The 25,464-nt window shown below is 71.1% G+C and carries 26 protein-coding genes; 19 read left to right on the top strand and 7 right to left on the bottom strand.

The window, feature by feature from the left end:
* The first annotated feature begins 165 nt into the window (after positions 1 to 165).
* The 9 genes from ACFQ53_RS01925 (at position 166) to ACFQ53_RS01885 (ending at position 9,712) form a co-directional block, all read left to right on the top strand.
* The gene (locus ACFQ53_RS01925) at positions 166 to 1,359 is read left to right on the top strand and encodes a Gfo/Idh/MocA family protein (protein WP_377854574.1); all 1,194 of its coding nucleotides are present in this window, start codon (positions 166 to 168) and stop codon (positions 1,357 to 1,359) included.
* A 43-nt stretch (positions 1,360 to 1,402) separates the two neighbouring features.
* Positions 1,403 to 2,407 carry a sugar phosphate isomerase/epimerase family protein gene (locus ACFQ53_RS01920; RefSeq protein WP_377854571.1) on the top strand — a complete coding sequence of 335 codons (1,005 nt, stop codon included), beginning with the start codon at positions 1,403 to 1,405 and terminating at the stop codon, positions 2,405 to 2,407.
* Positions 2,408 to 2,526: 119 nt separating this feature from the next.
* Entirely contained in the window at positions 2,527 to 2,916 is a 390-nt protein-coding gene (locus ACFQ53_RS01915; protein WP_377854568.1) for a tautomerase family protein, read from the top strand.
* 234 nt (positions 2,917 to 3,150) lie between these two features.
* Entirely contained in the window at positions 3,151 to 4,176 is a 1,026-nt protein-coding gene (iolC, locus tag ACFQ53_RS01910; RefSeq protein ID WP_377854564.1) for a 5-dehydro-2-deoxygluconokinase, read from the top strand.
* Positions 4,173 to 5,075 carry a deoxyribose-phosphate aldolase gene (locus ACFQ53_RS01905; RefSeq protein ID WP_377854561.1) on the top strand — a complete coding sequence of 301 codons (903 nt, stop codon included), beginning with the start codon at positions 4,173 to 4,175 and terminating at the stop codon, positions 5,073 to 5,075. The genes iolC and ACFQ53_RS01905 overlap by 4 nt, the downstream gene beginning before the upstream one ends.
* A gap of 59 nt (positions 5,076 to 5,134) precedes the next feature.
* On the top strand, positions 5,135 to 6,040 hold the full coding sequence (gene iolB / locus ACFQ53_RS01900; RefSeq protein WP_377854558.1) for a 5-deoxy-glucuronate isomerase: 906 nt from the start codon (positions 5,135 to 5,137) through the stop codon (positions 6,038 to 6,040).
* Between the two features lie 87 nt (positions 6,041 to 6,127).
* Positions 6,128 to 7,174 carry a Gfo/Idh/MocA family protein gene (locus tag ACFQ53_RS01895; RefSeq protein ID WP_377854555.1) on the top strand — a complete coding sequence of 349 codons (1,047 nt, stop codon included), beginning with the start codon at positions 6,128 to 6,130 and terminating at the stop codon, positions 7,172 to 7,174.
* Positions 7,175 to 7,212: 38 nt separating this feature from the next.
* Complete coding sequence (locus ACFQ53_RS01890) at positions 7,213 to 8,826, top strand: MFS transporter (RefSeq protein ID WP_377854552.1); 1,614 nt, start codon at positions 7,213 to 7,215, stop codon at positions 8,824 to 8,826.
* Between the two features lie 130 nt (positions 8,827 to 8,956).
* The gene (locus ACFQ53_RS01885) at positions 8,957 to 9,712 is read left to right on the top strand and encodes a GntR family transcriptional regulator (protein WP_377854549.1); all 756 of its coding nucleotides are present in this window, start codon (positions 8,957 to 8,959) and stop codon (positions 9,710 to 9,712) included.
* Here the strand turns inward: ACFQ53_RS01885 and ACFQ53_RS01880 are convergent.
* A complete protein-coding gene (locus tag ACFQ53_RS01880; protein ID WP_377854546.1) occupies positions 9,679 to 11,154 on the bottom strand; it encodes an MFS transporter in 1,476 nt (491 codons plus the stop codon). The two genes, ACFQ53_RS01885 and ACFQ53_RS01880, sit on opposite strands and share 34 nt — an antisense overlap.
* 148 nt (positions 11,155 to 11,302) lie before the next feature.
* Here ACFQ53_RS01880 and ACFQ53_RS01875 point away from each other — a divergent pair, with 148 nt between their 5' ends.
* Genes ACFQ53_RS01875 through ACFQ53_RS01850 form a run of 6 tightly spaced genes read left to right on the top strand, consistent with a single transcriptional unit; the run spans position 11,303 to position 18,278 of the window.
* Positions 11,303 to 14,242, top strand: a complete 2,940-nt coding sequence (locus tag ACFQ53_RS01875; RefSeq protein ID WP_377854543.1) for a Na+/H+ antiporter subunit A — start codon at positions 11,303 to 11,305, stop codon at positions 14,240 to 14,242.
* Positions 14,239 to 14,847, top strand: coding sequence for a Na(+)/H(+) antiporter subunit C (locus ACFQ53_RS01870; RefSeq protein WP_377854540.1), 609 nt, complete (start codon positions 14,239 to 14,241; stop codon positions 14,845 to 14,847). The genes ACFQ53_RS01875 and ACFQ53_RS01870 overlap by 4 nt, the downstream gene beginning before the upstream one ends.
* Complete coding sequence (locus ACFQ53_RS01865; RefSeq protein ID WP_249480938.1) at positions 14,844 to 16,412, top strand: Na+/H+ antiporter subunit D; 1,569 nt, start codon at positions 14,844 to 14,846, stop codon at positions 16,410 to 16,412. The genes ACFQ53_RS01870 and ACFQ53_RS01865 overlap by 4 nt, the downstream gene beginning before the upstream one ends.
* Complete coding sequence (locus ACFQ53_RS01860; protein WP_249480937.1) at positions 16,409 to 16,945, top strand: Na+/H+ antiporter subunit E; 537 nt, start codon at positions 16,409 to 16,411, stop codon at positions 16,943 to 16,945. Before ACFQ53_RS01865 ends, ACFQ53_RS01860 begins: the two co-directional genes overlap by 4 nt.
* Positions 16,942 to 17,679 (top strand): monovalent cation/H+ antiporter complex subunit F, encoded by a 738-nt coding sequence (locus tag ACFQ53_RS01855; protein WP_377854535.1) that lies wholly within the window; start codon positions 16,942 to 16,944, stop codon positions 17,677 to 17,679. The genes ACFQ53_RS01860 and ACFQ53_RS01855 overlap by 4 nt, the downstream gene beginning before the upstream one ends.
* Positions 17,676 to 18,278: a cation:proton antiporter gene (locus tag ACFQ53_RS01850; protein WP_377854532.1), complete on the top strand. Its 603-nt coding sequence runs from the start codon at positions 17,676 to 17,678 to the stop codon at positions 18,276 to 18,278. The genes ACFQ53_RS01855 and ACFQ53_RS01850 overlap by 4 nt, the downstream gene beginning before the upstream one ends.
* Before the next feature lie 25 nt (positions 18,279 to 18,303).
* On the opposite strand, the gene ACFQ53_RS01845 is transcribed toward ACFQ53_RS01850, so the two are convergent.
* Together ACFQ53_RS01845 and ACFQ53_RS01840 are read right to left on the bottom strand one after the other, a co-directional pair.
* Positions 18,304 to 18,909, bottom strand: a complete 606-nt coding sequence (locus tag ACFQ53_RS01845; protein WP_377854530.1) for a flavin reductase family protein — start codon at positions 18,907 to 18,909, stop codon at positions 18,304 to 18,306.
* A gap of 319 nt (positions 18,910 to 19,228) precedes the next feature.
* Entirely contained in the window at positions 19,229 to 19,510 is a 282-nt protein-coding gene (locus ACFQ53_RS01840) for a hypothetical protein (RefSeq protein WP_377854527.1), read from the bottom strand.
* A gap of 94 nt (positions 19,511 to 19,604) precedes the next feature.
* Between ACFQ53_RS01840 and ACFQ53_RS01835 the strand changes: the two genes are divergently transcribed.
* Positions 19,605 to 19,829: a hypothetical protein gene (locus ACFQ53_RS01835; protein WP_377854524.1), complete on the top strand. Its 225-nt coding sequence runs from the start codon at positions 19,605 to 19,607 to the stop codon at positions 19,827 to 19,829.
* Positions 19,830 to 19,878: 49 nt separating this feature from the next.
* On the opposite strand, the gene ACFQ53_RS01830 is transcribed toward ACFQ53_RS01835, so the two are convergent.
* Together ACFQ53_RS01830 and ACFQ53_RS01825 are read right to left on the bottom strand one after the other, a co-directional pair.
* Positions 19,879 to 20,268 (bottom strand): hypothetical protein, encoded by a 390-nt coding sequence (locus ACFQ53_RS01830; protein ID WP_377854521.1) that lies wholly within the window; start codon positions 20,266 to 20,268, stop codon positions 19,879 to 19,881.
* Between the two features lie 62 nt (positions 20,269 to 20,330).
* Complete coding sequence (locus ACFQ53_RS01825) at positions 20,331 to 20,549, bottom strand: hypothetical protein (RefSeq protein WP_377854518.1); 219 nt, start codon at positions 20,547 to 20,549, stop codon at positions 20,331 to 20,333.
* Between the two features lie 144 nt (positions 20,550 to 20,693).
* On the opposite strand from ACFQ53_RS01825, the gene ACFQ53_RS01820 reads away from it, so the two are divergent.
* Together ACFQ53_RS01820 and ACFQ53_RS01815 are read left to right on the top strand one after the other, a co-directional pair.
* On the top strand, positions 20,694 to 21,743 hold the full coding sequence (locus ACFQ53_RS01820) for a DNA methyltransferase (protein ID WP_377854515.1): 1,050 nt from the start codon (positions 20,694 to 20,696) through the stop codon (positions 21,741 to 21,743).
* A 21-nt stretch (positions 21,744 to 21,764) separates the two neighbouring features.
* Complete coding sequence (locus ACFQ53_RS01815) at positions 21,765 to 22,721, top strand: hypothetical protein (protein ID WP_377854512.1); 957 nt, start codon at positions 21,765 to 21,767, stop codon at positions 22,719 to 22,721.
* Between the two features lie 324 nt (positions 22,722 to 23,045).
* Here the strand turns inward: ACFQ53_RS01815 and ACFQ53_RS01810 are convergent, their stop codons facing one another.
* A complete protein-coding gene (locus ACFQ53_RS01810; protein WP_377854509.1) occupies positions 23,046 to 24,119 on the bottom strand; it encodes a DUF3644 domain-containing protein in 1,074 nt (357 codons plus the stop codon).
* 164 nt (positions 24,120 to 24,283) lie between these two features.
* Here ACFQ53_RS01810 and ACFQ53_RS01805 point away from each other — a divergent pair, with 164 nt between their 5' ends.
* Positions 24,284 to 24,871, top strand: a complete 588-nt coding sequence (locus tag ACFQ53_RS01805; RefSeq protein ID WP_377854506.1) for a recombinase family protein — start codon at positions 24,284 to 24,286, stop codon at positions 24,869 to 24,871.
* A 90-nt stretch (positions 24,872 to 24,961) separates the two neighbouring features.
* On the opposite strand, the gene ACFQ53_RS01800 is transcribed toward ACFQ53_RS01805, so the two are convergent.
* Entirely contained in the window at positions 24,962 to 25,234 is a 273-nt protein-coding gene (locus ACFQ53_RS01800) for a hypothetical protein (protein WP_377854503.1), read from the bottom strand.
* Between the last annotated feature and the right edge of the window lie 230 nt (positions 25,235 to 25,464).

The raw sequence follows: 25,464 nt of genomic DNA, 5'->3' as shown, positions 1-25,464 counted from the left end.
CGGCTATCGGCTGTAGTGGCCACTTTGACCGGACAAGGATGACCCGGCAGAGTGGATCCGCGCACCGTGGCATCACGATTCCCGCCGGCCCGCCGCTCGGTCCTCCTGCACCCCGCCGGCCGGTCGACGACGCCGAACCCTCCGCACCCACCGGAAGGACCACCCATGACCTCAGCACACCTCTCCGTCGCCGTGATCGGGGCCGGCATGGCCGGCCGCACCCACGCCAACGCCTGGCGCCAGGCCGGCACCGTCTTCGACCTGGGCCTGCCGCCCGTGCGCCTGGCGACGATCGCCGACGCCCACCTGCCCTTCGCCGAGGACGCTGCCGCCCACTACGGGTACGAGAAGGCCGTGGGCGACTGGCGCGAGGTCGCCGACGACCCGTCGATCGACGTCGTCTCCATCGTCGTCGGCAACGCCCTGCACCGCGAGATCGCCGAGGCCATGATCGCCGCGGGCAAGCACGTGCTGTGCGAGAAGCCGCTCGCGGGCACCCTCGAGGACGCCGCAGCCATGGCCGAGCTCGAGGCCGCCCACCCCGACCTGGTGCTCGCCACCGGCTTCACCTTCCGCCGCAACCCCGCGGTCGCCCAGCTCGCGCAGCTCGTGGCCGACGGCGCGCTCGGCACCGTGAACCACCTCGACGCCCGCTACTGGTGCGACTACGGCGCGGACCCGCTGGTCCCGATCGCCTGGCGGTACAAGGGCCCGATGGGCACCGGCGCCCTCGGCGACATCGGCAGCCACCTCGTGGACACGGCCGAGCTCATCGGTGGCCCCATCGCCTCGGTCTCGGGCGCGGTGCTCACCACCTCGATCACCGAGCGCCCCGTCGCCGGCGGCGCGGTCGCGGGCGGCCGTGGCGTCACCGCGAGCGCCGACGACCCGACCGAGGCCGTCGAGAACGACGACGTCGCGACCTTCACCGCGCACTTCGCGAGCGGCGCCGCCGGCACCTTCTCGTGCTCCCGCGTGGCCTTCGGCCGCCCCAACCAGATGATGGTCGACGTCTCCGGCAGCCACGGCTCGGCGAGCTGGGACCTCGCCCGCACCGGCGAGATCCGCGTGGCCGACGGCTCAAGCCCCGCGGGGCTCGGCGGGTTCCGCCAGGTGCTCGCGAACCCCGGCTTCCCCTACTTCGGGAACGGGTCCTCGATGGCCTTCGCGGGCGTCGGGCTCAACCAGATCGAGCAGTTCACCTACCAGGCCCACGCCTTCCTCCAGCAGGTCGCCGGAATCGACGACGGGGCGCTGCCGCCGTGCGCGAGCTTCGCCGACGGCTACCGCGAGATGCGGATCCTGGACGCCGTGGCCCGCTCCGCCGCGTCCGGCGGCACGAGCGTCGAGATCGCCTGACCGGCTGCGCCGCTGCAGCCGCCCACGCACGAGAGGACACCCCATGGCATTCACCTACGGCGCCTACACCGCCTGCCTCCAGGACCGCACGCTCGAGGAGGCCCTCGACGTGCTCGCGGGCCTCGGGCTGAAGGGCGCGGAGGTCAACACCGGAGGGTTCATCCCCTCCCCGCACGCCCCCGTCGACCTGCTGCTCGCGAGCGAGCGGGCCCGGCGCGAGTACCGCGCGATCTTCGCGGACCGCGGCATGGCCCTGACCGGGCTCACGGTCTCGGGCAACCCGCTCTCGCCGCTGCCCAGCGAGGGCATCGGCCACGCCGAGGACCTGCGGCGCACGATCGAGCTCGCCGCCGCCCTCGAGGTGCCAGAGGTCGTGGCCATGTCCGGCACGCCCGGCACGGACGCGGGCGCCCGCTACCCGGCGTGGATCGTGAACCCCTGGAACGGCATCGACCTCGAGATCCTCGAGTACCAGTGGTCGGTCGCGGTGCCCTTCTGGAAGCAGATCGACGCGCTGGCCCGCGAGCGCGACGTGAAGGTCGCCCTCGAGCTGCACCCGCGCAACATCGCCTTCAGCCCGCCCAGCTTCGAGGAGTTCGTCGAGCGCGTCGAGCCCACCCACATCGGCGTGAACCTCGACCCCTCCCACCTGTTCTGGCAGCAGATGGAGCCGATCGACTGCATCGAGCGCCTGGGCTCGCACATCCTCCACGTGCACGCGAAGGACACGGCCGTGCTCCCGGGCGCCGCCACCCGCGGCGTGCTCGACACCGACTTCGGTCCGGTCCCCGAGGACCCCGCCGCGCGCACCCCCACCGGCATCGGCCACTGGTGCTCGAGCTGGCCCCAGGACCCCGCCTGGCGCTTCGTCGCGCTCGGCGAGGGCCACGACGTCGACTACTGGACCCGCTTCCTGCAGGCCCTCGCGGCCGTCGACGCGGATCTCAGCATCAACATCGAGCACGAGGACGCCGCCTTCGGCCGTATCGAGGGCATCGAGCGCGGTGCCCGCACCCTGCTCGCGGCCGCCGAGGCCTCCGGCGCCTGAGTCATCAGGCTCCTGAGGCGCCGGGCACCAGGCATCGGGCACCAGGCAGCAGGCGCCGGACGCACGGCGCCGTACCGATTCCGGGCCCGGGCCTGACCACCGAGAACGAGGAGAGTCCCATGCCGCTCGTGCGGATGACCATGCAGGAGGGGCGCACGCCCCAGCAGAAGCGGCGTCTGGCCGACGTCGTCCAGGACGTGATGCTCGAGCACTTCTCGGCCCCGCCCGGGGACCGCTACCAGATCCTCGAGGAGCTGCCCGTGGGCAGCATCATCGCCGAGGACACGGGACTGGGCATCGAGCGCAGCGACGGCGTCACCATCATCCAGATCCTCCAGCAGGGGCGCTCGCAGGAGCAGAAGCAGGCGATCTTCGCCGAGCTCGCCCGGCGGCTGGGGGAGGAGGGGCTCGTGCGGACCGAGGACCTCATCGTCTCCGTCGCGGAGAACGGCCGGGAGGACTGGTCCTTCGGCCACGGCCGCGCGCAGTTCCTCACCGGGGAGCTCTGACCCGCGCGGTGCCGGGTCGCGGCGGGGTCGGGCACCGCGGGGGCCCTGCGTCCGCCCCTGGCCCGCCCGCGGGATCCGTCCCGCGGCACCATCCCCATCGTTTGTATGGACATGACGCCCCATCCGTGGGAACATAGTTCCATGAGCCGCGCGGCGGACGCGTGGGAACGGCCCCACGACCCGCACCCGCCGGCGTCCAGCTCCGCCGCACGATCGCAGAGAGGCATCAGTTCCATGGCAGCAGCAGATCTCGACATCATCACCTTCGGCCGCAGCGGGGTCGACCTGTACCCGCTCGCCGTCGGCACCGGGCTCGAGGACGTGTACAGCTTCGGCAAGTTCCTGGGCGGCAGCCCCGCGAACGTGGCCGTCGCCGCGGCCCGCCTGGGCCACCGTCCCGCGGTGATCACGGGCGTGGGGGACGACCCCTTCGGGCGCTACGTGAAGCAGGAGCTCGGGCGCCTCGGGGTGGACGACGGCTTCGTCATCACCGCCGAGGACCTCAACACCCCGGTCACCTTCTGCGAGATCTACCCGCCCGACGACTTCCCGCTGTACTTCTACCGCAGGCCCAGCGCACCGGACCTGCAGGTCCGGCCCGAGGACCTCGACCTCGCGGCGATCCGCGAGGTCCCGCTGTTCTGGTTCTCCGGCACCGGCCTCTCCGAGGAGCCCAGCCGCTCCGCGCACCACACGGCCCTCGAGGCCCGCGGCCGCACCCGCCACACGGTCTTCGACCTCGACTACCGGCCGATGTTCTGGTCCTCGGTCGAGGAGGCCCGCGAGGAGTACCGCCGCGCCCTCCAGCACGCGACGGTCGCCGTGGGCAACCGCGAGGAGTGCGAGGTCGCCGTCGGCGAGACCGAGCCCGAGCGCGCGGCCGACGCCCTCCTCGAGGCGGGCGTCGAGATCGCCATCGTCAAGCAGGGTCCCAAGGGCGTGCTCGGCAAGACCCGCGACGAGCGCGTCGAGGTCGCCCCGAACCTCATCCAGGTGATCAACGGCCTCGGCGCCGGCGACAGCTTCGGCGGCTCCCTGTGCCACGGCCTGCTCAGCGGCCAGTCGCTCACCGAGACCCTCACCCGCTGCAACGCGGCCGGCGCGATCGTCACCAGCCGCCTCGAGTGCTCGACCGCCATGCCGACGAACGAGGAGATCGACCTGCTGCTGGACGGCGGGGATCCCAACCACGGCCAGACCATCGACCAGATGCTCGCGGGGATCCGCTCCCGCGGCCTCGGGGAGGACGCGCAGCGATGAGCGCACAGACCACAGGCGACGCCTTCGTCGACACCTACGAGGACGTCACCCGCGTCCGCATCGAGGACCCGGGCCGGATCGGCCGGCTGCTCGCGCGCCGTGCGCGCCGCACGGTCGCCGACACCGACGGCTCGATGCTCATCGTCGCCGCCGACCACCCCGCCCGCGGGGCCCTCGGCGTGGGCGACCGCAGCGAGGCGATGGCCAGCCGCACGGACATGCTCGACCGCATGCGCGCGGCGCTCGCCGTGCCCGGCGTGGACGGCGTGCTCGGGACGGCCGACGTGCTCGAGGACCTCCTGCTGATGGGGGCGCTCGAGGACAAGGTCGTGTTCGCCTCCATGAACCGCGGCGGCCTGCAGGGCGGCTCCTGGGAGATCGAGGACCGCTTCACCTCCTACGACGCCGAGTCCATCGCGCGCGCCGGCTTCGCGGGCGGCAAGATGCTCACTCGCATCGACCTCGGCGACGACCGCACCTCGAAGACCCTGAAGTGGAGCGCCGAGGCGATCGACGAGCTCGCCGCGCGCGAGCTCATCGCCATGGTCGAGCCCTTCTGGTCCTCCCGGCAGGGCGGGAGGGTCGTCAACGACCTCAGCCCCGAGGCCGTCATCCGTTCCATCCACGTCGCCCAGGGCCTCGGCGCCACCAGCGCATATACCTGGCTGAAGCTCCCTGCCGTCCCGGACATGGCCCGCGTCATGGACGCGACCACGCTGCCCGCGCTGATCCTCGGCGGCGACCCCGGAGCGACCGACCCGGAGGCGGTCTTCGCGACCTGGCGCGAGGCGCTCGCGCGGCCCAACGTGCGCGGCCTCGTCGTCGGCCGCAGCCTGCTGTATCCGGCCGACGACGACGTGCGCGGGGCCGTGAGCACCGCCGCGAGCATGATCCGCTGACGTCCCGTCGTCCGCGGCACCGACATCACACCACCCACCCCCGACGAAAGGGCGAGAGCATGAGCGAGCTGCACATCCCCGCGGGGACCTCGGCGCAGGCCCCCTACGACACCGTCATCGATCCCGGAGAGCGCGAGGACTGGGTCCACACCGGCCTGCGCGTCCTCGCGCTCGAGCCCGGCGGCTCCGCGCGCCTGGGCACCGGCCGCACCGAGATCATGGTTGTGCCCCTCAGCGGAGCCTGCTCCGTGCAGGTCTCCGACCGCGACGGCGACCACGACTTCGACCTCGCCGGGCGCAGCGACGTCTTCGCCTCGGCGACCGACGTGGCCTATGCGGGCATCGAGTCCAGCCTCGTCGTGCGCAGCGAGCAGGGCGGCCGCTTCGCCCTCGCGATCGCGGTCGCGACCTCGTTCCACCCGGCCGCGCGCGTGGCCGCCGAGGACGTGCCCGTCGAGGTCCGCGGCGGCGGGAACATGACGCGCCAGGTGCGCAACTTCGGCACCGTCGGCTCCTTCGACGACTGCGACTCGATCATCGCCTGCGAGGTCATCACCCCCGGCGGCAACTGGTCGAGCTACCCCGCCCACAAGCACGACGCGACGATCGAGGACCCCGATCACCCGGAGTCCGAGCTCGAGGAGATCTACTACTACGAGATCCAGGACGCGCCCGACGGCGGTCCCGGCTTCGGGTACCACCAGACCACCTCCACCGACCCGGAGCGCCCGATCGACGTGCTCGCCGAGGTCCGCAGCGGCGACGTCGTGCTCGTGCCCCACGGCTGGCACGGCCCCTGCGCCGCGGCCCCCGGCCACGCCATGTACTACCTCAACGTGATGGCCGGCCCCGGCGCCGAGCGCGCCTGGAACATCACCGACCGCCCCGACCAGACCTGGGTGCGCGGCACCTGGGACGAGCTCGGCCCCGACCCCCGCCTGGTCGAGGGCGCCGACGGGGCCTGACGGCCCGTCCGCGCCTCCCGTCTGCGCGGCGCGCGCCCGCCGCCGTACCGCGCCTCCCGCATCCACCCGCCTCGAAGGAGAGACCCCATGAGCACCACCCCCAGCACCGCACCCGCCCTCCCCGCCGACGTCCGCGTCGGCGTCATCGGCGTCGGCCAGATGGGCGCCGACCACGTCGTGCGCATCCGCGAGCGCATCAAGGGCGCCCGCGTGAGCGTCGTGACCGACTTCTTCCGCGACAAGGCCCAGGAGATCGCCGACACCATCCCCGGCGCCCGTGTCGTGGACACCCCCGAGGAGCTCATCGCCGCCGACGACGTCGACGCCGTGCTCATCGCGAGCCCCGGGAAGTTCCACCGCGACCAGGCCATCGCCTGCATCGATGCCGGCAAGCCCGTGCTCTGCGAGAAGCCGCTCGCGATGAACCCCGAGGACGCCTACCAGGTCGTCGAGGCCGAGAAGGCCTCGGGCGGCCAGTACCTGTCGCTGGGCTTCATGCGCCGCTTCGACCGCGGCTACGCCGAGCTGCACGACGCGATCGCCTCCGGCGAGCTCGGCGAGATCAGCATCGTGAACTGCAAGCACCGCAACGCCACCACGCTGCCCGGCTTCGTCGACTCGATGATGGTCTACGACTCGGCCGTCCACGAGGTCGACGCCATCCACTACTTCCTCGACGAGCCGATCACCGGCGTGCAGGCCGTGCTGCCGGTCCCCGGCCCGCGCGCCGACGAGGGCCAGCACGACCCGATGCTGCTGCTGTTCCGCACGGCCTCGGGCCGCATCGTCACCGACGAGCTCTACGTCAACACCGCCTCGGGCTACGAGGTGCGCACCGAGGTGCTGGGCTCGAAGGGCATCGCTACGATCGGCCAGGAGTCCGGCCGCGTCACCACCCACCTCGAGGGCTCCCGCTGGGGCGGCGAGATCCCCGGGGACTTCCGCCCCCGCTTCATCGACGCCTACGACGCCGAGGTCCAGGCCTGGATCGCCGCCGTCGCCGACGGCACCAACGTCGCCGAGCGCTCGGCCCGCGCCTGGGACGGCTACCTCGCCGCCGCCGCGTGCGAGGCCGCCGAGAAGGCGCTCACCGCCGACGGGTTCGTCCCGGTCGACACGCGCGAGCGTCCCTGAGCCCCTCCCCGCCCCGACCCTGTCCCAGGAGGACGACGATGTCTTCACCCCGCTCCGAGCTGCCCGACGGGCACGTCCCGAGAACCGGCGAGATCCCGACCCTGGTCTCGCGGATCTCCGCCTCCGGCAAGCACCGCGGCCCGCTCGTGATCGCCGCCATCGCGACCATGGGCTCCCTGCTGTTCGGCTACGACACCGGCGTCATCGCGGGCGCCCTGCCCTACATGCACCTGCCCAGCGCCGCCGGCGGCCTGGGCCTGAGCGCCGCGGAGGAGGGCCTGGTCACCTCGCTGCTCGCCTTCGGCGCCGCCGCGGGCGCCCTGCTCGGCGGCCAGCTCAACGACCGCATCGGCCGGCGCCGCGCGATCATGCTGCTGGCGATCCTGTTCATCATCGGCACGCTCGGCTGCACGTTCGCGCCGAACGTGGCCGTCATCGCGCCCTTCCGCTTCATCCTGGGCATGGCCGTCGGCGGAGCCTCCTCGACCGTCCCGCTGTACCTCGCGGAGGCCGCGCCCAAGCGGATCCGCGGGCCGCTGGTCGCGGTCGACCAGTTCATGATCGTCTTCGGCCAGTTCGTCGCCTACTCGCTGAACGCCGTCATCGCCCACATGCACTCGGCCCCGCAGGCCGTCGTCGAGGATGATCCCTCGGGCAGGCACCAGGCAGGGGAGACCGTGTCCTGGGACGTGCTCCAGCACATCCAGGGGATCGTCGTCTCCGACGGCAACGGCGAGGCCTGGCGCTGGATGCTCGTGCTCGCCACGATCCCCGCGATCGTGCTCTGGGTGGGCATGCGCGTGATGCCGGAGTCGCCCCGCTGGTTCGCCGCGAACAAGCGGTACTACGAGGTCATCGGGACCCTGAAGGCCCTGCGCGATCCCGCCAAGGACGATGTCGCCGACAAGGTCGTCGAGATGGTCGAGCTCGAGGAGAAGCAGTCGACGCAGGTCGAGTGGACGCTGCGGCAGGGCTTCCGGCGGCGCTGGGCGCGCCGGCTCATCCTCATCGGCATCATGCTGGGGATCTTCGACCAGCTCACGGGCATCAACACCGCCATGTGGTACATGCCCACGATCCTCGGCGCGGCCGGATTCTCCACGGCCGATGCGATCACCCTGAACGTCGTCACGGGCGCCGTCTCCGCCGTCGGCTCGGCGGTCGGGCTGTACGTCGTCTACCGCTTCGCCCGCCGGCACGTGGGCATGGCCCAGGAGTTGGGCGTCGCGATCGCCCTGTTCGTCCTCGCGGCGCTCTTCCACTTCGGGGTCGAGCCCCACATGAGCGCCGACGGGTCGATCGCGGACACCATCCCGACCCTCGTGCCGTGGCTGATCCTGGTGGTGGTCTCCCTGTTCGTCTTCGCCAAGCAGGCCGGCACCGTCACCTGGGTGCTGCTCGCGGAGATCTTCCCCGCGAAGATCCGCGGCGGCGCGCAGGGCATCTCCGTGGGCATGCTGTGGCTGTTCAACGGCATCGTCGCGGCGGTGTTCCCCTCGATGATGGCCGGGCTCGGCGGCGCGAAGACGTACCTCGTCTTCGCGATCATCAACGTCATCGCCTTCCTGTTCTACTGGCGCGTCGTCCCCGAGACCCGCGGCGTCTCGCTCGAGGAGTTCGAGGAGCGCTACCAGGCCGCCCACGGGGAATGACCCGCGGGCACGCGGAGGCCGCGGCGGGGGCCGGGACCCGGACGACCCCGGCCCCGCCGCGGCGCCGCACACCCTGTGTACATTTGTCCGGACACGCGGCGCCGCAGCCGCGCACGAGGAGGAGACGTCCATGACCGCGGATCCCGCGCGCCCCACCGAGCTGAGCATCCTGATCGAGCGCGGCTCCTCCACCCCGCTCTATCTGCAGCTCTCCGCGGCGATCGAGGGCGCGATCCGCGAGGGCACCCTGGTGCCGGGCTCGCGCATCGAGAACGAGCTGCAGCTCGCCGGCCGCCTCGGCCTCTCGCGCCCCACGGTCCGCCAGGGCATCCAGGAGCTCGTGGACAAGGGGCTGCTCGTGCGCAAGCGCGGGGTGGGCACCCAGGTCGTCGAGTCCCAGGTCAACCGTCCGGTGGCGCTCACCTCCCTGTACGACGACCTCGCGCGCGAGGGCAAGCATCCGCGCACCGAGGTGCTCGAGTACCGGATCGGACGGCCCACGGCCGAGGCGGCGGGACGCCTGCTGCTGGACTCCGGGGAGCTCGTCCTGGACCTCATGCGCGTGCGCTATGCGGACGACGAGCCGCTGGCCGTCATGCGCAACACCCTGCCCGAGCGCATCGCCCCCAGCCGCGAGGACCTGCTCGAGAAGGGCCTGTACGCGGCGCTCCGGGAGCGCGGGATCGCCACGGCCGTCGGCCATCAGAGGATCGGCGCGATCACGGCCGACGAGGAGAACGCGGCCCTGCTGGGGGAGACCGTGGGCGCGGCGCTGCTGACCATGGACCGCAAGTCCTTCGCGAACGACGGCGCCGTCATCGAGTACGGCCACCACGTCTACCGCGCCTCGCGCTACTCCTTCGAGGTCACGCTCGTCGACGGCTGAGCGGCCGGCCCGAGGTCGCCCGCGCGCCCCGCCGCACCGAGGCGGATCGGCACGAACGCGAGCAGCCCCAGCGCGATCACGACGATGATCCCGAGGATGCCCATGCGCGTGTCGTGGAACAGCCACACGGTGAGCGAGAACGCCGCGGTGCCGAGGAAGCCGAGCGCGCGTCCTGTGGTCGCGTAGAGGCCGAAGTTCTCCGTCTCGTGCCCGGGCTCCGAGAGCCGCGTGAGCAGGTTCCGCGATGACGACTGCACGGGCCCGACGAACAGGCAGATCGCGAGCCCCGCGACCCAGAACACGATCTGCGCGTCGATCGCGAAGACCACCAGGCCCAGCACCACGATCGCCGCGCAGCCCGCGATGATCACGGCCCGCGAGCCCACGCGGTCGTCGATCCGACCGCCCACGAACACGCCGATCCCGGCGACGAGGTTCGCGGCGATCCCGAAGACGATCACCTGTACGGTCGAGAAGCCGTAGGCGTTGGCCGCGAGGACGCCGGCCACGGAGAACACCGCGCCGAGGCCGTCGCGGTAGATCGCGGAGGCGACGAGGTAGGCGAGGGTCACGGGCTCTTCGCGGAAGGCCCGGATCACGCGGCGCACGATGGTCGCGTAGCCCTGCCACGGCGTCCAGCGGACGCGGGGGCCGCCGGCGCCGGGGGTCCCGTCGGCCGGGATCCGTCCCTCGAGCCCGGTCGTGCCGCGATGCCGCGGCGCCCACAGCATGAGGGGGAGGGTGCCCAGCAGGATCCAGACGGCGACGAACAGCGGGATCGCCCGCAGGTTCCAGCCGTCGTCCCCCGTGATGCCGAGGACCCCCGTCCCCGGCATCACGAAGAGCACGAGGACCAGGCCCAGGCACACGATCGATCCCCAGTAGCCGACCGCCCACGCGGTGCCGGAGACGCGGCCGCGGTCGGCGGGCGTCGAGATCTCCGGCAGCACGGAGTTCACGAACACGCCGGCGAGCTCGGAGAAGACCACGCCCAGCGCGATCAGCGCCGCGCCCAGGGTGAGGAAGGCGGGGTCCCTGGCGATCAGCGGCATCAGCGCCACGGTCACCACGGTCGCGAGCGTCGTGACGCGCAGCAGGGTGTTGCGCGCCCCGCCGGAGTCGGCGAGGTTCCCCAGCAGCGGGGCGAGCAGGGCGATCGCGACCGCGCCGGCCGCCTGCCAGGAGGTGAGGACCTGGGAGCCGTGGTCCTGGGCGGCCTTGAGGGCCTCCTCGCCCACGGCGCCCTGGGTCGCGACCGCGTTCGTCACGTAGGTCGCGAACACGAAGGTGAGGATCACGGAGCTGAAGGCGGACATGCCCCCGTCCCAGAGGGCGAAGGAGACCTTCGCCCTGCGTCCCCCGCGCGCGGGGGACGAGTGGGCGGAGGAGGAGGCGGGCCCGGACGGGCCGGGAGCGACGGACCCAGCGGTGGGGGAGGCCATGGGAGCACTCTAGGGGGCGCGCCGCGCCGTATTCCCGATCCGTCTGCGGATCGGTGCGGGATGCCCGACATCCCAAGGCCCAGCGGCGCCCCAGGGCGAACAGATAAAATGTTCATGATCCCCCGCCCCCACCACGGACGGAGAGCGTGTGCTCCTTGTGCTCGTCGCCCACCTCGCAGCCGCCCTCCTGGGCCCGGTTGCGGTGCGCGCGATCGGGCGCAACGCGTTCTATCCGCTCGCCGTGGTCCCCGCGCTCAGCGCGGTCTGGCTCGCGAGCATGTCCCCGGCGCAGCTCGCCGAGGAGCCCCGCGTCGAGTCGGTCCCCTGGATCCCGCAGCTCGGGATCTCCCTGACCTTCCGGCTCGACACGCTCAGCTGGGTGATGGCGCTGCTGGCCACCGGGGTCGGCACCCTCGTGCTGCTCTACTGCGCCCGCTACTTCAAGGACACCGAGCCGGGGCTGGGGCGCTTCGCGGGCGTGCTCACCGCCTTCGCCGGGGCGATGGTGGGGCTGGTCCTGGCCGACGACGTCATGGTGATGTTCGTCTTCTGGGAGCTCACCACGATCTTCTCCTACCTGCTCATCGGCCACTACGCCGAGAAGCAGGCCTCGCGCCGCGCCGCGATCAACGCGCTGATCTCGACGACCGCCGGCGGGCTCGCGATGTTCGTCGGCCTGCTGATGCTCGGCGAGCGCGCGGGCACCCTGAGCCTCGCGGGGATCGTCGAGGACCCCATGTGGCGCGCTCCCGATGCCTTCCTCGTGACCGCCCTGCTGCTGATCACCGCGGGCGCCGCGAGCAAGTCCGCGCTGCTCCCCACGCACTTCTGGCTGCCCGGGGCGATGGCGGCCCCCACGCCCGTCTCCGCCTATCTGCACGCGGCGGCGATGGTGAAGGCGGGCGTCTACATGGTGCTGCGGCTGGACCCCGCGATCGCGCACGTCCCCTCCGTGGGGACGGTGATCGCGGTGCTCGGCGCGGCGACGATGCTGCTGGGCGGATGGCGCGCCCTGCGCCAGACCGACATCAAGCTGCTGCTGGCCTACGGGACCGTCTCCCAGCTCGGCTTCCTGATGGCCGTCGCCGGCATCGCCACCCCCGATGCTGCCCTCGCCGCGACCGCGATGCTCGTCGCCCACGCCGCCTTCAAGGCCCCGCTGTTCATGGTCGTCGGCATCATCGACAAGAAGTTCGGCACCCGCGACCTCCGCATGCTCTCGGGGGTGTGGCGGGTCGCGCCCGTGGTCGCGGCGATCGGCGTGCTCTCCGCCGCCTCCATGGCGGCGGTCCCGCCGCTGCTGGGCTTCGTCGCCAAGGAGGCCATCTTCACCGCGCTCTGGGAGGGCGGGACGGGGCAGCGCGTGCTGCTGATCGCCCTGGTCGTCGGGTCGATCCTCACCGTCGCCTACTCGTGGCGCTTCGTCGTCGGCGCCTTCGGCCGCGCCGGCGGCGCGCCGCCCGTGCGGGCCGTGCGGATCCCCTGGGGGTTCTGGGCGCCGCCGGCGGTCATCGTCGCCGCGAGCCTCGCTCTGCCGTTCGCGAGCCACCCGTTCGAGGAGGTCCTGCGCGGCTTCTCCGAGACGGTCCCCGCGCTGGGGGAGCGCGCGGAGCACGGGGCAGTGCACCTCACGATGCTCCCGCACCTGGGCGTGCCGCTCGCGCTCAGCGGTCTCGCCCTCGGGCTGGGCGCCGTGCTCGCCGTGCTCGCCCGCCCGCTCGAGCGCCTCCAGCGCGCGGTGTCCCCGCAGCGCTGGACCGACGGCCGGGTCGGGGTGCTGCTCGATGCCGAGCGCGGCTTCCGCGCGATCATGCGCGCGGTCGACGGCCTCGCCATCCTCGTCACCCCGCTCTACCAGAGGGGCTCGCTCCCGTTCACCCTGGGCACGATGCTCGTGGTGACCATCGCCCTCGCCGCGCCGATCCTGATCTGGCAGAACCCGCTGCCGGACAACCTCGTGCCCTTCGTGACGCCCGTCGAGGTGCTGCTGCTCGTGGTCGCGGCCGTCGCCGCGATCGGCGCGGCCAGGGCCCGCCGGCGCCTGCGCGCGGTCTTCCTCATCACCGTCACCGGTTACGTGGTGGCCCTGTACTTCCTGCTCGCCGGCGCCCCGGACGTCGCGATGACCCAGGTGCTCGTGGAGACGATGATGACGGTCGTGCTCGTGCTCGCGCTGCGCCGGCTGCCCGTGTACTTCTCGCGCCGGCCGCTGGACCTGGACCGCTGGGTGCGCTGGGCGATCGCGATCGGCACCGCCGCCGCCATGTGCGGCGTCGCGGTCTACGCGGCGGCCGCGCGCACGCAGTCGCCGCTGGGCAAGGACCTCATCGAGGCCGCGTACACCATCGGGGGCGGCCACAACGTCGTCAACGTGACCCTCGTGGACGCCCGCGTGTGGGACACCTTCGGCGAGATCTCCGTGCTGCTCGTGGTCGCCACCGGCGTCGCCTCCCTGATCTTCGTGACCCGCCGCGAGCAGGCGATCTCCCGGGTGAGCAGCCTGCGCACCGGCCGCACCATCTGGAACCGGCGGATCGACGGCGAGCTGCCGCGCAACCTCCTGGAGTTCGACGCCCGGCCCGAGGACGTGGCCGGCAACCGCTGGCGCACGTGGCTCTCGGCAGGGCGCACCCTGGCCCCGCAGCGGCGCATGGTGGTCCTCGAGGTCGTGACCCGGCTGTCGTTCCCGCTGATGATGATGTTCTCGGTGTACCTGCTGATGGCCGGCCACAACCATCCCGGCGGCGGCTTCGCGGGCGGGCTGGTCGCGGGCATCGCGCTGACCCTCCGCTACATCGCGGGCGGCCGCTACGAGCTCTCCGAGGCGGCGCCCGTCCAGGCGGGCCTCGTGCTGGGCGTCGGCATGGCGACGGCCGTGCTCGCCGGGGTCGTGCCCGTCGCCTTCGGCGGCAGCGTGTTCTCCACCGCGACGCCCGTGCTCCACGTGCCCGTGCTCGGCGAGGTGCACCTGCCCACGGCGCTGCTGTTCGACATCGGGGTGTACCTCGTGGTGATCGGGGTGGTCCTCGACATCCTGCGCAGCCTGGGCTCCCAGATCGATCTCCATCAGGAGGCCGAGGACGGATGACCGTGAGCCTCGCCCTCGTCCTCACCGCCGGTGTCCTCATCGCCTGCGGCGTCTATCTCGTGCTCGAGCGCACCCTGACCCGCATCATCCTGGGCTTCGTGCTGCTCGGCAACGGGGTGAACCTCCTGTTCATCCTCGCCGCGGGGCCGTGGGGCTCGCCGCCCTTCGAGGGGTCCGACGACCCGGAGCGGATGACCGATCCGCTGCCCTTCGCGATGGTGCTCACGGCGATCGTCATCACCCTGGGGGTGACCGCGTTCGTGATGGCGCTGGCCTACCGGGCCTGGCAGCTGTTCGGCCACGACGAGGTGCCCGACGACGTCGAGGACCGCCGCGTGCTGCGCCGCTCCCGCGCCCGCACCGGGCAGGGCATCGAGGTGGGCTGGGCCGACGCCCTCGACGAGGACGCCCGGCGCGGCGCCCTCCAGGCGTCCCAGGGGCTGCGCGCCCCCGAGGAGGAGGAGAACCCGCTGGGAGAGGACCTCACGGGCGATCAGGACGTGCCGCAGGACTACACGGAGGCCGACGAGGCCGAGGACCAGCCCGAAGACCAGCCCGAGGACCCGCCCCAGCACCCGACCGAGGATCAGGAGGACCGCGCATGAGCGTCGCCCTGCTCCTCGCCCTGCCCGTGGTGCTGCCGCTCGGCGGCGCCGCGTTCACCCTGATCCTGCGCCACCACGCCGTGCTGCAGCGCGCGGTCTCCACGACGACCCTGGTCGCGATCCTCGCGGTCGCCCTCGCCATCGGCTACCGCGTCACCGTCGACGGCACGCTCGTGCTGCAGATCGCGAGCTGGACCCCGCGCCTGGGGATCGTGCTGGTCGCCGACCGGCTGACGGCCCTCATGCTCGTGGTCTCGAGCATCGTCACCCTCGCCGTGCTCGTGTACTCGAGCGCGCAGTCCGTCAGCGAGAACACCGAGCGCACCCCTGTCGCGATCTACCATCCGACCTACCTGGTGCTGGTCGCCGGCGTCTCCAACGCGTTCCTCGCGGGGGACCTGTTCAACCTCTACGTGAGCTTCGAGATCCTGCTGGCCGCGAGCTACGTGCTGCTCACCCTGGGCGGGTCCGCGAGCCGCATCCGCGCCGCGACCACCTACGTGATCGTCTCGCTGCTGAGCTCGGTGATCTTCCTGGCCGGCATCGCCGCGGTGTACGCGGCGGTGGGCACGGTGAACCTGGCCGAGCTGGCCGTGCGCCTGGACCAGCTGCCGGACTCCACGCGCATGGGGCTCGAGCTGATGCTGCTGGTCGCCTTCGCGATCAAGGCCGCGATCTTCCCGCTGAGCGCGTGGTTGCCCGACTCGTACCCGACGGCGCCCGCACCGGTCACGGCCGTGTTCGCGGGACTGCTCACGAAGGTCGGCATCTACGCGATCATCCGCCTGGAGACCCTGCTGTTCCCGGCCTCGCAGCTGGAGACCCTGCTGCTCGCGGCCGCCGGGGCGAGCCTCGTGATCGGGATCCTGGGCGCGGTCGCGCAGACAGACCTCAAGCGCGTGCTGTCCTTCACCCTGGTCTCGCACATGGGCTTCATGCTCTTCGGCATCGGCGTCACCACCCGCCTCGCGATCGCCTCGACCATCTACTACGTCGCCCACCACATCACCGTGCAGTCGACGCTGTTCCTGGCCGCCGGGCTCATCGAGCACCGCGCCGGCACCACGAACCTGGGGCGCCTGGGAGGTCTTGCGAAGGCCGCACCGCTGCTCGCGATCATCTTCTTCGTGCCCGCGATGAACCTCTCGGGCATCCCGCCCTTCTCCGGCTTCCTGGGCAAGGTGGGTCTCGTGGAGGCAGGCATCGCGCGCGGCAACACGGCCTCGTGGATCCTGGTCGTGATCAGCGTGGTGACGAGCCTGCTCACGCTGTACGCGATCGCGAAGATCTGGAACCGCGCGTTCTGGCAGAAGGCGCCGCAGGGCGCGGACATCGAGCGGGACGGCGAGAGTGTGCCCGCCCTCATGTACGGCGCGACCGGGGCCCTTGTCGTGGTCTCGCTGCTGCTGACCGTGCTCGCCGGACCGCTCATGCACTTCGCCGACGAGGCGGCCCGCTCGGTGCTGGACCGCAGCCCCTACGTGAGCGCGGTGCTCGGCGACGACGCGGCCGACCAGCTCGCCTGGCGCATCGGCGACGACGGCACGCGGGTGGAGGAGCGATGAGGGGGATGCTGCGCGAGCTGCCGAGCCGCTGGCTGGGCCTGCTGGTCGCGACCGTGTTCTGGTGCCTGCTGTGGGGCGGCTTCTCGGCGTCCGACGTGCTGGGCGGCCTGGTCGTCGCGGTGCTCGTCTACGTGCTCTTCCCGCTGCCGTCGATGGCGCGCGAGGTGACGGTGCGCCCGCTCGCCTTCGTGTGGCTGGTGGCGCGGTTCCTGTGGGACATGACCGTCTCGGCGGTGCAGATCGCCTGGTGGGCGGTGCGGCCCGGCCCGGAGCCGCCCACCGCCGTGATCGCCGTGGAGCTCGCCTCCCGCTCCGACCTGTTCCTCACCTTCACCGCGGCGCTGTCCACGCTGATCCCCGGGTCCGTCGTCGTCGAGGCGCAGCGCGCCACGGGGACCCTGTTCCTGCACGTCATCGGCGTGGGGGACGAGGAGGGCGCAGAGCAGGCGCGCGAGCGGGCCCGGCGCCAGGAGCTGCGTCTGCTGCGGGCGCTCGCCCGGGGCGAGGTGCTCGAGGGGGCGGGGCTGCGATGATCGCCGGGAACGCGGACGCGCTCGATGTGGTGCTGATGGTGATCGCGGGGGTCCTCGCGCTCGCCGCCCTGCCGGCCGTGCATCGGATGATCGTCGGCCCGACGATCCTGGACCGGGCCGTCGCCTCGGACATGCTCATCGTCCTGGTGGTCGCGGGGATGGCCCTGTACACGGCGGCGACGGGGACGAGCTACGGGGTGGCGCCGATGCTCGGGCTCACCGCGCTCGCCTTCGTCGGCACGCTCGCGGTCGCCCGCTTCGTCTCCCGCGACCGGGTCAGGTCGGGTGTGGCCAGTCCGCCGGAGGATCCCGACGCGCTGCAGTCGGACACGCTCTCCTCGGACCCGCCCAGCGCGGAGGCCGCTGACGCTGAGGGCACGGACGCCGAGGGCGCCGTCGAGGAGGCGGTCGACGCCGCGGGTGCCGGGGCGCAGCCGGAAGCCGCGGAGCGCGTCGCGGCGGAGCCCGGTGCGGACGCGGGCGGCGAGGAGGCCGACGAGGCCCCGGTGGCCCGTGCTCCGTTCACCGACGACGGCCCGGGTCCGCGCTCTGCCGCGCATCCCGTCGGCCCTCACGCCGTCGCGGGAGGCGCGGCGCCGCGGCTGCCGGGCCCGGCCGCCGGGTCCCACTCCTCCGGCCTCGACGTGCACGAGGCCGACGACGACGCCGAGGAGCCCGGGCCGGGGGCCCAGGGAGCCGACGGCAGCGGCGCCTCCGGGGGTGAGGAGCGATGAGCGCGATGGACGTGATCGGACTGGTGCTCATCGCGCACGGCGCGCTGTTCGCCCTGGTCGCCTCGATCGGCCTCGAGCGCTTCAGCGACGTGCTGCGACGCATGCACGCTGTCTCCAAGCCCCAGACCGTCGGCCTGCTGCTCGTCCTCGCCGGGACGGCTCTGATCGCCGGGAGCTGGACGATCGCCGGTTCGATGCTGCTGGTGATGCTCGCGCAGATGGCCACCGTGACGGTCTCGAGCACGATGGTGGGGCGGGCCGCGTTCCGCCGCGGCTTCGTCTCCGGCAGCGCCTACACGATCGACGAGCTCACCCCGCGCCTCGCGGCGACGTTCGACGAGGACGACGACGAGGACGGCTTCGTCGACGAGACCCAGGGCCCACACCTGGGGGAGGAGGAGCACCCCGAGCGCTTCCCCGAGAACGTGGTGGGCGGCGCCCACGAGCACGCGGACCTCTCGAACCTCTCGAACTGGGACGAGCCCGAGGACGAGAGCGGCCCCACCTCGCTGGACCTCGACATCGACCTCGAGGACGAGACCGAGAAGGAGCTCGAGGACGTCGTCGAGCGGCGCGGACGCGACGAGGACGGCATCTGAGGGCAGGGGCCGTCCGGGCGCCCGCTCAGTCCGGCCGGCGCATGTCGAACCGCTGCGCACGATCGATGCCGAAGTACGCCGTGGGCCCGCCGCCGCGCAGCACCGGGTCGGCCGCGACCGTGTCGAAGACGCCGTCCATCAGGACGGACTCCTCCAGATGCACGCCCACGACCTCGCCCACGGTGAACCACGAGCCCGAGGGGCCGCCGGCCGAGGTCCGCAGGTCGATGATCTGCGTGACCCTGCACTCGAAGCTCACGGGTGAGGCGGCAACTCGTGGGGCACCGACCTCGATCGAGGGGGCGGTGACGATGCCCGCGACGTCGAACTCGTCGACCTCGGCGGTGGTCGACGTGGCGTTCATCTGCTCGGCCTGCGCACGCGAGATCAGGTTCCAGGTGAACTCCCCGGTCGCCTCGCAGTTGGCCACGGTGTCCTTCCAGCCGTTGCTGGAGAAGCCGACCAGCGGAGGCCGGTAGTTCAGGGCGTTGAAGAACGAGTACGGCGCGAGGTTCCTCCCGCCGTGCGCGTCGACGGTGGCGATCCACCCGATGGGCCGCGGCGCCACGATGGCGTTGAACGGGTCATGGGGAAGCCTGTGCCCCTCGGACGGGCGGTAGAAATGGGTCACCCGGCCATTCCAGCACGCGCGCGAGGCGTCGAGCTGCGCCGGCGGGAGCGCATGAGAAGAGGCCCTCACGCGTGCGCGTGAGGGCCTCTGGTGGTGGCTCCGACCGGCGTCGATCCGGTGACCTTTCGAGTAAGAGTGCGCCCCTCCACGCTCCTTCAGCGGGTACTGCTGGCTTCGCGCCCAGCAGGTCAGGGGCACAATCGCCTACCAACGTCTTCGGGTGGCAACCGCTGAATGTGGTGGGTAGATGATGGGTCCGAGAGGCCATGCCGTGGGCCGGGCTCGGTGGTCAGCACCGCCGACGGCCCGAAGGGCGAGCCTATGCCCTCCGCGGCCCGCACAGGGCCGCTGAGACGATCGCGTCGGCCACCTGGGCCACCAGGTCGTCGGCGTCGAGTTCGCCCGCCAGGCAGGCCCTGACGGCCCCGTCGTCCACCGCGACCTCGCGGCCGCAGACCTCGACGTAGACCCGGTAGAAGCCGTGCGGGTCGTGGCTGCCCACCGGCAGCGGCGTCATCGGGTCGTCGAGACGGGGCCCGGCGGCGCGGACGGCGGCCCTGGCCACGTTGACGGGGGAGATGGTGAAGAGCTCGCCGACCATGGGGCCATCATCGCAGCCGACGTCGGCGCGGGTCAGGAATACCGGCGGCTTCTCCGGGCCTCCTCCTGGACGTCGAGGGCCCTACGCTGTCCCCGTGGAAGAGAACGGGGCCGCCGACCGCGAGGGCGACTGGGACGCCAGGGCGGCGGGGCTCCGCCGCAGGGCCGCCGAGCTCCACGATGCCGGTGCCACGGTGGACGAGGTCTCCGACGCCCTCGGGATCCTGCCCGAGGACGTCCGCGTGCTCCTGGGCCTGCCGCCCGTGGAAAGGGACGGCGTCGACGGCTGGGTCCTGGAGTTCAGGTCCGACGAACCGTAGCCGCGCCAGGAACCGGTGAGCCCCGACCGTCCTGCGCGGGGCCGGCCCCTCAGAGCGCCCTCCACGGCCTCCCGCCGGGATCCACCGCTCCGACCTCCAGCTCCCAGACCGCGGACCCGTCGGCCTGGCCCTCGGGCGAGGAGAGCGCCCCGTCCGCCGAGGCGAACACCGCCTGGACGTCCGGGTCGTCGCCGGGGTCCTCGCAGGAGGAGGTCACGACCGCCCAGACCCTCTCCGGCGCGCTCCCGCCCGCGGCCCCGCGCACGGGGAACGTCTCCCAGGACACGCCGAGGCCGGGATTGGCCGCCTCGGCAGCAGCGGCCTCGTCCTCCGTGGCCACGACGCCGATCAGCGGGCGGAGGGGGCCGAAGACCGTCGGGGAGGCCGAGGGGACCTCCTTGAAGAGCAGATGGACGGACGGGGATGATGAACGACTCATAGCGGCCTGAGCCTATCGGAGGGGCTTCTGAGGGGACTGCAGGAAGACTTGGTGCAGGTTCGTTAGTCCCGGAGGATCTGCTGAACACGGCTACGACTGAGCCCGAACACCTCCATGATGTCGACGACGGAGACGCCGGTGCGCTTCAATGCGCGGCACGTCTCCCCACGTCGCTCGAGGAGGTCAGAGTGCTCGCGCTCGTTCCTCTGGAGCTGGTCCGCGAGCATCTCGGCGTTCTGGAGCGCGGACAGCTTTCTCTCAGTGCGCTCGGTGGCTCTCATACTGCAAGCGTACAACGACTTGGTGAGTTATGTGTAATCCACTACCTATTCAAGTGCACCTACCTGTACACTGTGACCATGCGATCCATCCCAGCTCGACGCGCCCCGGCCCTTTTGTCAGACAGGGGCAATACGGTGGGCGGCGTGACCAGGACCGTCTCCAGCCCCGTGCAGCATCCCCGACCGGGCACGTCCGAGCGCATCGGCTCCACGGAACTCGCCTGCGGCTCGGCGACCGACTTCTACAAGGGGTGGCCGACACCGACCGCCATCCACGTGGACGGCCCGTACGGCGTCTCGGGATTCCCCGGCGACGCCGCGACGGTCGACGGGCTGGCCGAGTGGTACGCCCCGCACGCCGCGGCGTGGGCGGAAGCCTCCACGCCCGAGACGACGCTCTGGTTCTGGGGCACGGAGATCGGGTGGGCCACGGTGCACCCGGCCCTTGAGCTCGCGGGATGGGACTACGAGGGCCTGCAGATCTGGGACAAGGGCATCTCCCACGTCGCCGGCAACGTCAACTCCCGCACGATCCGCGGCTTCCCCGTCGTCACCGAGGTCTGCGCGCGCTACAGCCGCCGCGCCACGTTCGAAGGGGAAGACGGCACCGTGCTGAGGATGAAGGAGTGGCTCCGCGCCGAGTGGCTCCGGTCCGGGCTCCCGCTCTACAAGACCAATGAGGCGTGCGGCGTGAAGAACGCGGCCACCCGCAAGTACTTCACGCAGGACCACCTGTGGTACTTCCCGCCGGCGGACATGATGGAGAAGCTCGCGCAGTATGCCCGCGCCCACGGCCGGCTGACCAAGCGCCCCTATTTCTCGCTCGACGGCGCGACTCCGCTGACGGCTGAGCAGTGGTCAAAGATGCGTACGAAGTGGAACCACCGGCATGCGGTCACGAACGTGTGGTCGACCCCGGCCATCAGGGGTGCCGAGCGGATCAAGCACAACGGCAAGATCGTCCACACGAACCAGAAGCCGCTCTCGATCACCGAGCTCCTGCTCGAAGTCAGCAGTGATCCCGGCGATGTGGTGTGGGACCCCTTCGCTGGTCTGGCCACCACGGGGGTCGCCGCGAACCGACTCGGACGCGAGTGCTACACGGCTGAGATCATGCCTGCAGTGGCCGCCGCCGCCGCCGAACGGTTGCGCTCAGAGCTGGCCGAGCCCACGGATCTGACCCAGACGGCGTAAACGGTCGGTAAGGTGCCGATCATGACGAACACTTCAGCTCCACCCGAACCCACGCGGCTCGACCCGTCGACCTTCCCTCTCGAGAAGAAGGCCCTGAACGAGGGCGTCGAAGCCGCTCTGATGGCCCTGCCGGCGTACTTCGAGTTCGACAACAGTATGGGCGGAATAGACGCTACCGACTTGCATAACCTCAATACGTTGCTCGGGGCAGCCATCGAGGGACAGGTCGTAGAGGCGCTCAACGGGTTGCGCACCGTATGGGACCCTCACCGCGAGTGGACAGACTATGCATTTGTGCGTTCATCACAGGCGTTCCCAGACGTCCGTCTTCAACGTCGGACGCCGACGGGCACAGAGGTCGCCATAGGTATTGAGCTGAAAGGATGGTTCCTTCTGGCGAAAGAGGGCGAGCCGTCGCTTCGGTACAAAGTGGCCCCGGCGGCATGCGAACCGTGGGACCTGGTCTGTGTCGTTCCGTGGTACCTCAACAATGCTGTGGCCGGAACGGCCCAAGTGATCACGCCATGGGTGGAGCAGGCGCGCTATGCGGCCGAATGGCGCGATCATTGGTGGGAGTTCGTGCGCAAGCCGAAGAACCCTGACGAGCCCCGAGGTGTGACGTCTCCAGCGAGTGCAGTCACCTATCCGAGCAAGGCCGACGAGGTCTCGGCCTCCCCGGACAATCATGAGACCGGGGACAACTTCGGTCGGCTGCCGCGGTGCCATCCATTGATGGACGGGTTCATCGACGAGGCGCTCACACACTCCATCCTCGGTATCCCCGCCAAGGATTGGATGACCTTCCTGAAGGCCCACAAGGACGGAGACAAGGCGGATCCTGAAGTCGTTATCAAGACGATCTTGGGCATGAACAAGAAGACCAAGGCGCAAAAGAAATCACTGCTCGATGCAGATGTTGAGAACCTCCTCGGGTTGCTGCAGAAGATCAGCAGCTACGACTTCAGTTTGAGATCGTAATCCAGGACATGAAGCCGCATCGGTAGCGGATCACTGAGAGCTTGCCCTGCACCCGATCATCCGCAGCTCCCAGCACGTGGAGCACTGCCACGTCCTGTGACCTCCGGAGAGCGGCCCACCGCCGCACAGGCACGTGTGCCAGCCGACCTGAACCTTAGTGCCGCCGCACGATGGGCACGGCGTCGGCAGCGGTTCTGCCCAGCCGACGTCTCGTCGGGTGAGCCACGGGTCGGGAGCTTCGATCACGATGGTCATGAGCCCATCGTGAAGATCGGGACGGACATCCAAGCGCCGGTGCCGGTCTTGAACGACTGGTGGCCGGCCTCATGCTCGGTCGCCCTTCGGCTCCGGGTCCCGTCCGGTGGCCTCCTTGAATCCCTTCTCGGTGCTGCACTTGGAGACGAGGTACTTCACGAACTTCTCGGTGTACCGGTAGCTCCCGGTGGGCTGGTCGTACTCGCAGAAGTCGGGGTTGGTCCTGAACGGGTCGGCGGCCCCGTTCGGCGGGCGGACCCTCTTCCTCTGCCACGCGGCCGTGAAGTGGTTCTGGTTGAAGACGAACGGGACGGCCCTGGCCACGGCCTCCATGGCTGGCTGTGGCATGAGCCTGCCCAGGCCGGAGACCGGCTGCAAGCGGTTCTTCTCGATGACCTGGCCCTGCCGGCCCATCTCCTCGACCGCGGCCTTCTGGTCGTCCGTCAGCTCGTCGAACCGGGTGAACTGGATGGCCACCGCCTCGGGGTCCTTCTTGGCCAGCTCAATGGTGGCCCGCAGCCTGAACTCGTACCTCGGATCGTCGACCACCTCATCAGAAAGCCCCGACTCGTAGTCGGTCACGAAACCCCGGAGGTTCGTGGGCAGCCTCTTGCGGAACCGCCGGAGGGCCTGTTCCCCCTCGGTGGTGAACGTTCCGACGAAGAGCGGGATCCTCAGCCGGAGCGCCAGTGAGCGGTCGTCCCCGAACTGGGAGGTCAGCTCGGTCTCGTAGTTGACCAGCAGCGCGTGGGCGTGCCCTGAGAGCGTCAGCATCAGCGCTTGGTCCGCGTTGGCGTGGCGGTGCTCCAACCGGTTGCGGAGCTTGATGAACAGCTCGAGGTTCGCCCGCACGGGGTCGGTCGTGGAGGGCCACCGCTCCTTCACCGACCTCTCGAGCTCCCAGAGCTTGGGCTCCCCGTCGACCTTCTGAAGTCGGGGCGGGTGCTTCGTCTCCCAATAGCGGTAGTCGACCCCGTCGCGCATGAACTCGGCGTGGAGCAGGTACAGCCAGGCGAGGTGCATGTGAATGACGAAGCTCTCGAAGGCCCGGGTCTCGGCCGGGTCGTTGTAGAGGCGCACCGCGAGGCACGCCTCGTCGACGCTGGCTTCCAGGGTCGCCTGCCACTTCGGAGGTCTCGGCACGATGTGAGCCTATCGACCCTGTCCTGCAACCGGTCGGAAGTCGGTACACCCCGCGTCGCGCCGTCGGCCCGCGCGCCCGCTGGGCTCTCGACGCCCGATTGTGTCCTGTAACTATGTCCGGTAATCTTCCTTCTGAAGGGTTCGAGATATAGGACGGTGCCGGCATGGACGTCGGGTACGCGAGGGTCAGCAGCGAGAAGCAGGACCTGCGCCGGCAGGTCGACGAGCTGACGGCCGCCGGGTGCGACCGCGTGGTCGAGGAGAAGGCCTCGGGCAAGCACGGGGCGAAGCGCCCGAAGTGGGAGGAGCTCATCTCGGCCGACGGCGGCCAGCTGCGCCCGGGCGACCGCCTGTCCGTCGTGGAGCTGTCCCGCCTCGGGAGGTCGACCAGCCAGCTCTCGGCCCTGCTGCAGGACCTCGAGGACCGCGGCGTCGGCCTGCGCATCCTGAACCTCGGCATCGACACCTCGACCCCGGCCGGCAAGCTGATCTTCACCGTCGTGGCCGGCGTGGCACAGATGGAGCGCGACCTCATCGCCGAGAGGACCAAGTCCGCCCTGGACGCCAAGCGCCGCCGCGGCGAGCGGGTCGGCGGGCGCAAGCCGACCCACACCCCCGAGCAGGTCGCCCGGGCCATGCGCCTGTTCGACACGACCGAGCTGACCGGCCAGGAGATCGCCAACGCGGTCGGCATGAGCCGGTCGAGGATGTACGCGCTGATCGCCCGGGAGAAAGTCGCCCAGGAGGCCTAGTGACTCTCTGCAAGCTTTCGGAACTCGTTCGGTAGAACAGACGACCAGGACCACGCGAGACCGCGTGGTCCTGGTCGTCTGTTCAGCCGGTCACGCGCGCTCGGCGATGGCGCAGCCGCGCCGGAACTCGCGGGGCACCTCGTGGAGCGCGGGCTCGAGCGGGATGGCCTCTCCGAACGCGAACGCGATGCGCGGCCGTTCTCCTCCCGGCGTCGTGTACGTGCTGTCGGTCCGGAAGGCATCGAGCACCGACCACGCGCCGACAGCGCACTTCTTCTTCACGGCCACGACGACCTCGACCTCCTGAGCGGACGAGAGCGTTCGTGGCCAGTCTCCGTACGCGGCCCAGACGAGGTCGGCCATGGAGCCACCCTCGTCATAGGAATCGTTCACCGACACGTACATCACCTTGCGAGACATGGGTGTCTTCCCTTCCGACGCATTGGCGTGTGCAAGACCCCACCTATCGGTGCGTGAGTCTCGACTGCCGCTGCTGTCGATCACGGCGCTCGCCCTGTGCAAGCGCTCGGCGAGACGATAACACACCCATTAGGTTTCCCTTCCGGTGCGTGTACATGTAGCAGGGCCCCGGC

It is taken from the genome of Brachybacterium sp. NPDC056505 (assembly GCF_042794925.1).
In the GTDB taxonomy this organism is placed as follows: Bacteria; Actinomycetota; Actinomycetes; order Actinomycetales; family Dermabacteraceae; genus Brachybacterium; species Brachybacterium kimchii.
This window is presented reverse-complemented; position numbering and strand designations above follow the sequence as displayed.

Excerpts from the sequence above, each read along its gene's own strand:
- ACFQ53_RS01925 (WP_377854574.1), top strand. The coding sequence starts at position 166 with ATGACCTCAGCACACCTCTCCGTCGCCGTGATCGGGGCCGGCATGGCC.
- ACFQ53_RS01920 (WP_377854571.1), top strand. The coding sequence starts at position 1,403 with ATGGCATTCACCTACGGCGCCTACACCGCCTGCCTCCAGGACCGCACG.
- ACFQ53_RS01915 (WP_377854568.1), top strand. The coding sequence starts at position 2,527 with ATGCCGCTCGTGCGGATGACCATGCAGGAGGGGCGCACGCCCCAGCAG.
- iolC (WP_377854564.1), top strand. The coding sequence starts at position 3,151 with ATGGCAGCAGCAGATCTCGACATCATCACCTTCGGCCGCAGCGGGGTC.
- ACFQ53_RS01905 (WP_377854561.1), top strand. The coding sequence starts at position 4,173 with ATGAGCGCACAGACCACAGGCGACGCCTTCGTCGACACCTACGAGGAC.
- iolB (WP_377854558.1), top strand. The coding sequence starts at position 5,135 with ATGAGCGAGCTGCACATCCCCGCGGGGACCTCGGCGCAGGCCCCCTAC.
- ACFQ53_RS01895 (WP_377854555.1), top strand. The coding sequence starts at position 6,128 with ATGAGCACCACCCCCAGCACCGCACCCGCCCTCCCCGCCGACGTCCGC.
- ACFQ53_RS01890 (WP_377854552.1), top strand. The coding sequence starts at position 7,213 with ATGTCTTCACCCCGCTCCGAGCTGCCCGACGGGCACGTCCCGAGAACC.
- ACFQ53_RS01885 (WP_377854549.1), top strand. The coding sequence starts at position 8,957 with ATGACCGCGGATCCCGCGCGCCCCACCGAGCTGAGCATCCTGATCGAG.
- ACFQ53_RS01880 (WP_377854546.1), bottom strand. The coding sequence starts at position 11,154 with ATGGCCTCCCCCACCGCTGGGTCCGTCGCTCCCGGCCCGTCCGGGCCC.
- ACFQ53_RS01870 (WP_377854540.1), top strand. The coding sequence starts at position 14,239 with ATGACCGTGAGCCTCGCCCTCGTCCTCACCGCCGGTGTCCTCATCGCC.
- ACFQ53_RS01865 (WP_249480938.1), top strand. The coding sequence starts at position 14,844 with ATGAGCGTCGCCCTGCTCCTCGCCCTGCCCGTGGTGCTGCCGCTCGGC.
- ACFQ53_RS01860 (WP_249480937.1), top strand. The coding sequence starts at position 16,409 with ATGAGGGGGATGCTGCGCGAGCTGCCGAGCCGCTGGCTGGGCCTGCTG.
- ACFQ53_RS01855 (WP_377854535.1), top strand. The coding sequence starts at position 16,942 with ATGATCGCCGGGAACGCGGACGCGCTCGATGTGGTGCTGATGGTGATC.
- ACFQ53_RS01850 (WP_377854532.1), top strand. The coding sequence starts at position 17,676 with ATGAGCGCGATGGACGTGATCGGACTGGTGCTCATCGCGCACGGCGCG.
- ACFQ53_RS01840 (WP_377854527.1), bottom strand. The coding sequence starts at position 19,510 with ATGGTCGGCGAGCTCTTCACCATCTCCCCCGTCAACGTGGCCAGGGCC.
- ACFQ53_RS01830 (WP_377854521.1), bottom strand. The coding sequence starts at position 20,268 with ATGAGTCGTTCATCATCCCCGTCCGTCCATCTGCTCTTCAAGGAGGTC.
- ACFQ53_RS01825 (WP_377854518.1), bottom strand. The coding sequence starts at position 20,549 with ATGAGAGCCACCGAGCGCACTGAGAGAAAGCTGTCCGCGCTCCAGAAC.
- ACFQ53_RS01815 (WP_377854512.1), top strand. The coding sequence starts at position 21,765 with ATGACGAACACTTCAGCTCCACCCGAACCCACGCGGCTCGACCCGTCG.
- ACFQ53_RS01805 (WP_377854506.1), top strand. The coding sequence starts at position 24,284 with ATGGACGTCGGGTACGCGAGGGTCAGCAGCGAGAAGCAGGACCTGCGC.
- ACFQ53_RS01800 (WP_377854503.1), bottom strand. The coding sequence starts at position 25,234 with ATGGCCGACCTCGTCTGGGCCGCGTACGGAGACTGGCCACGAACGCTC.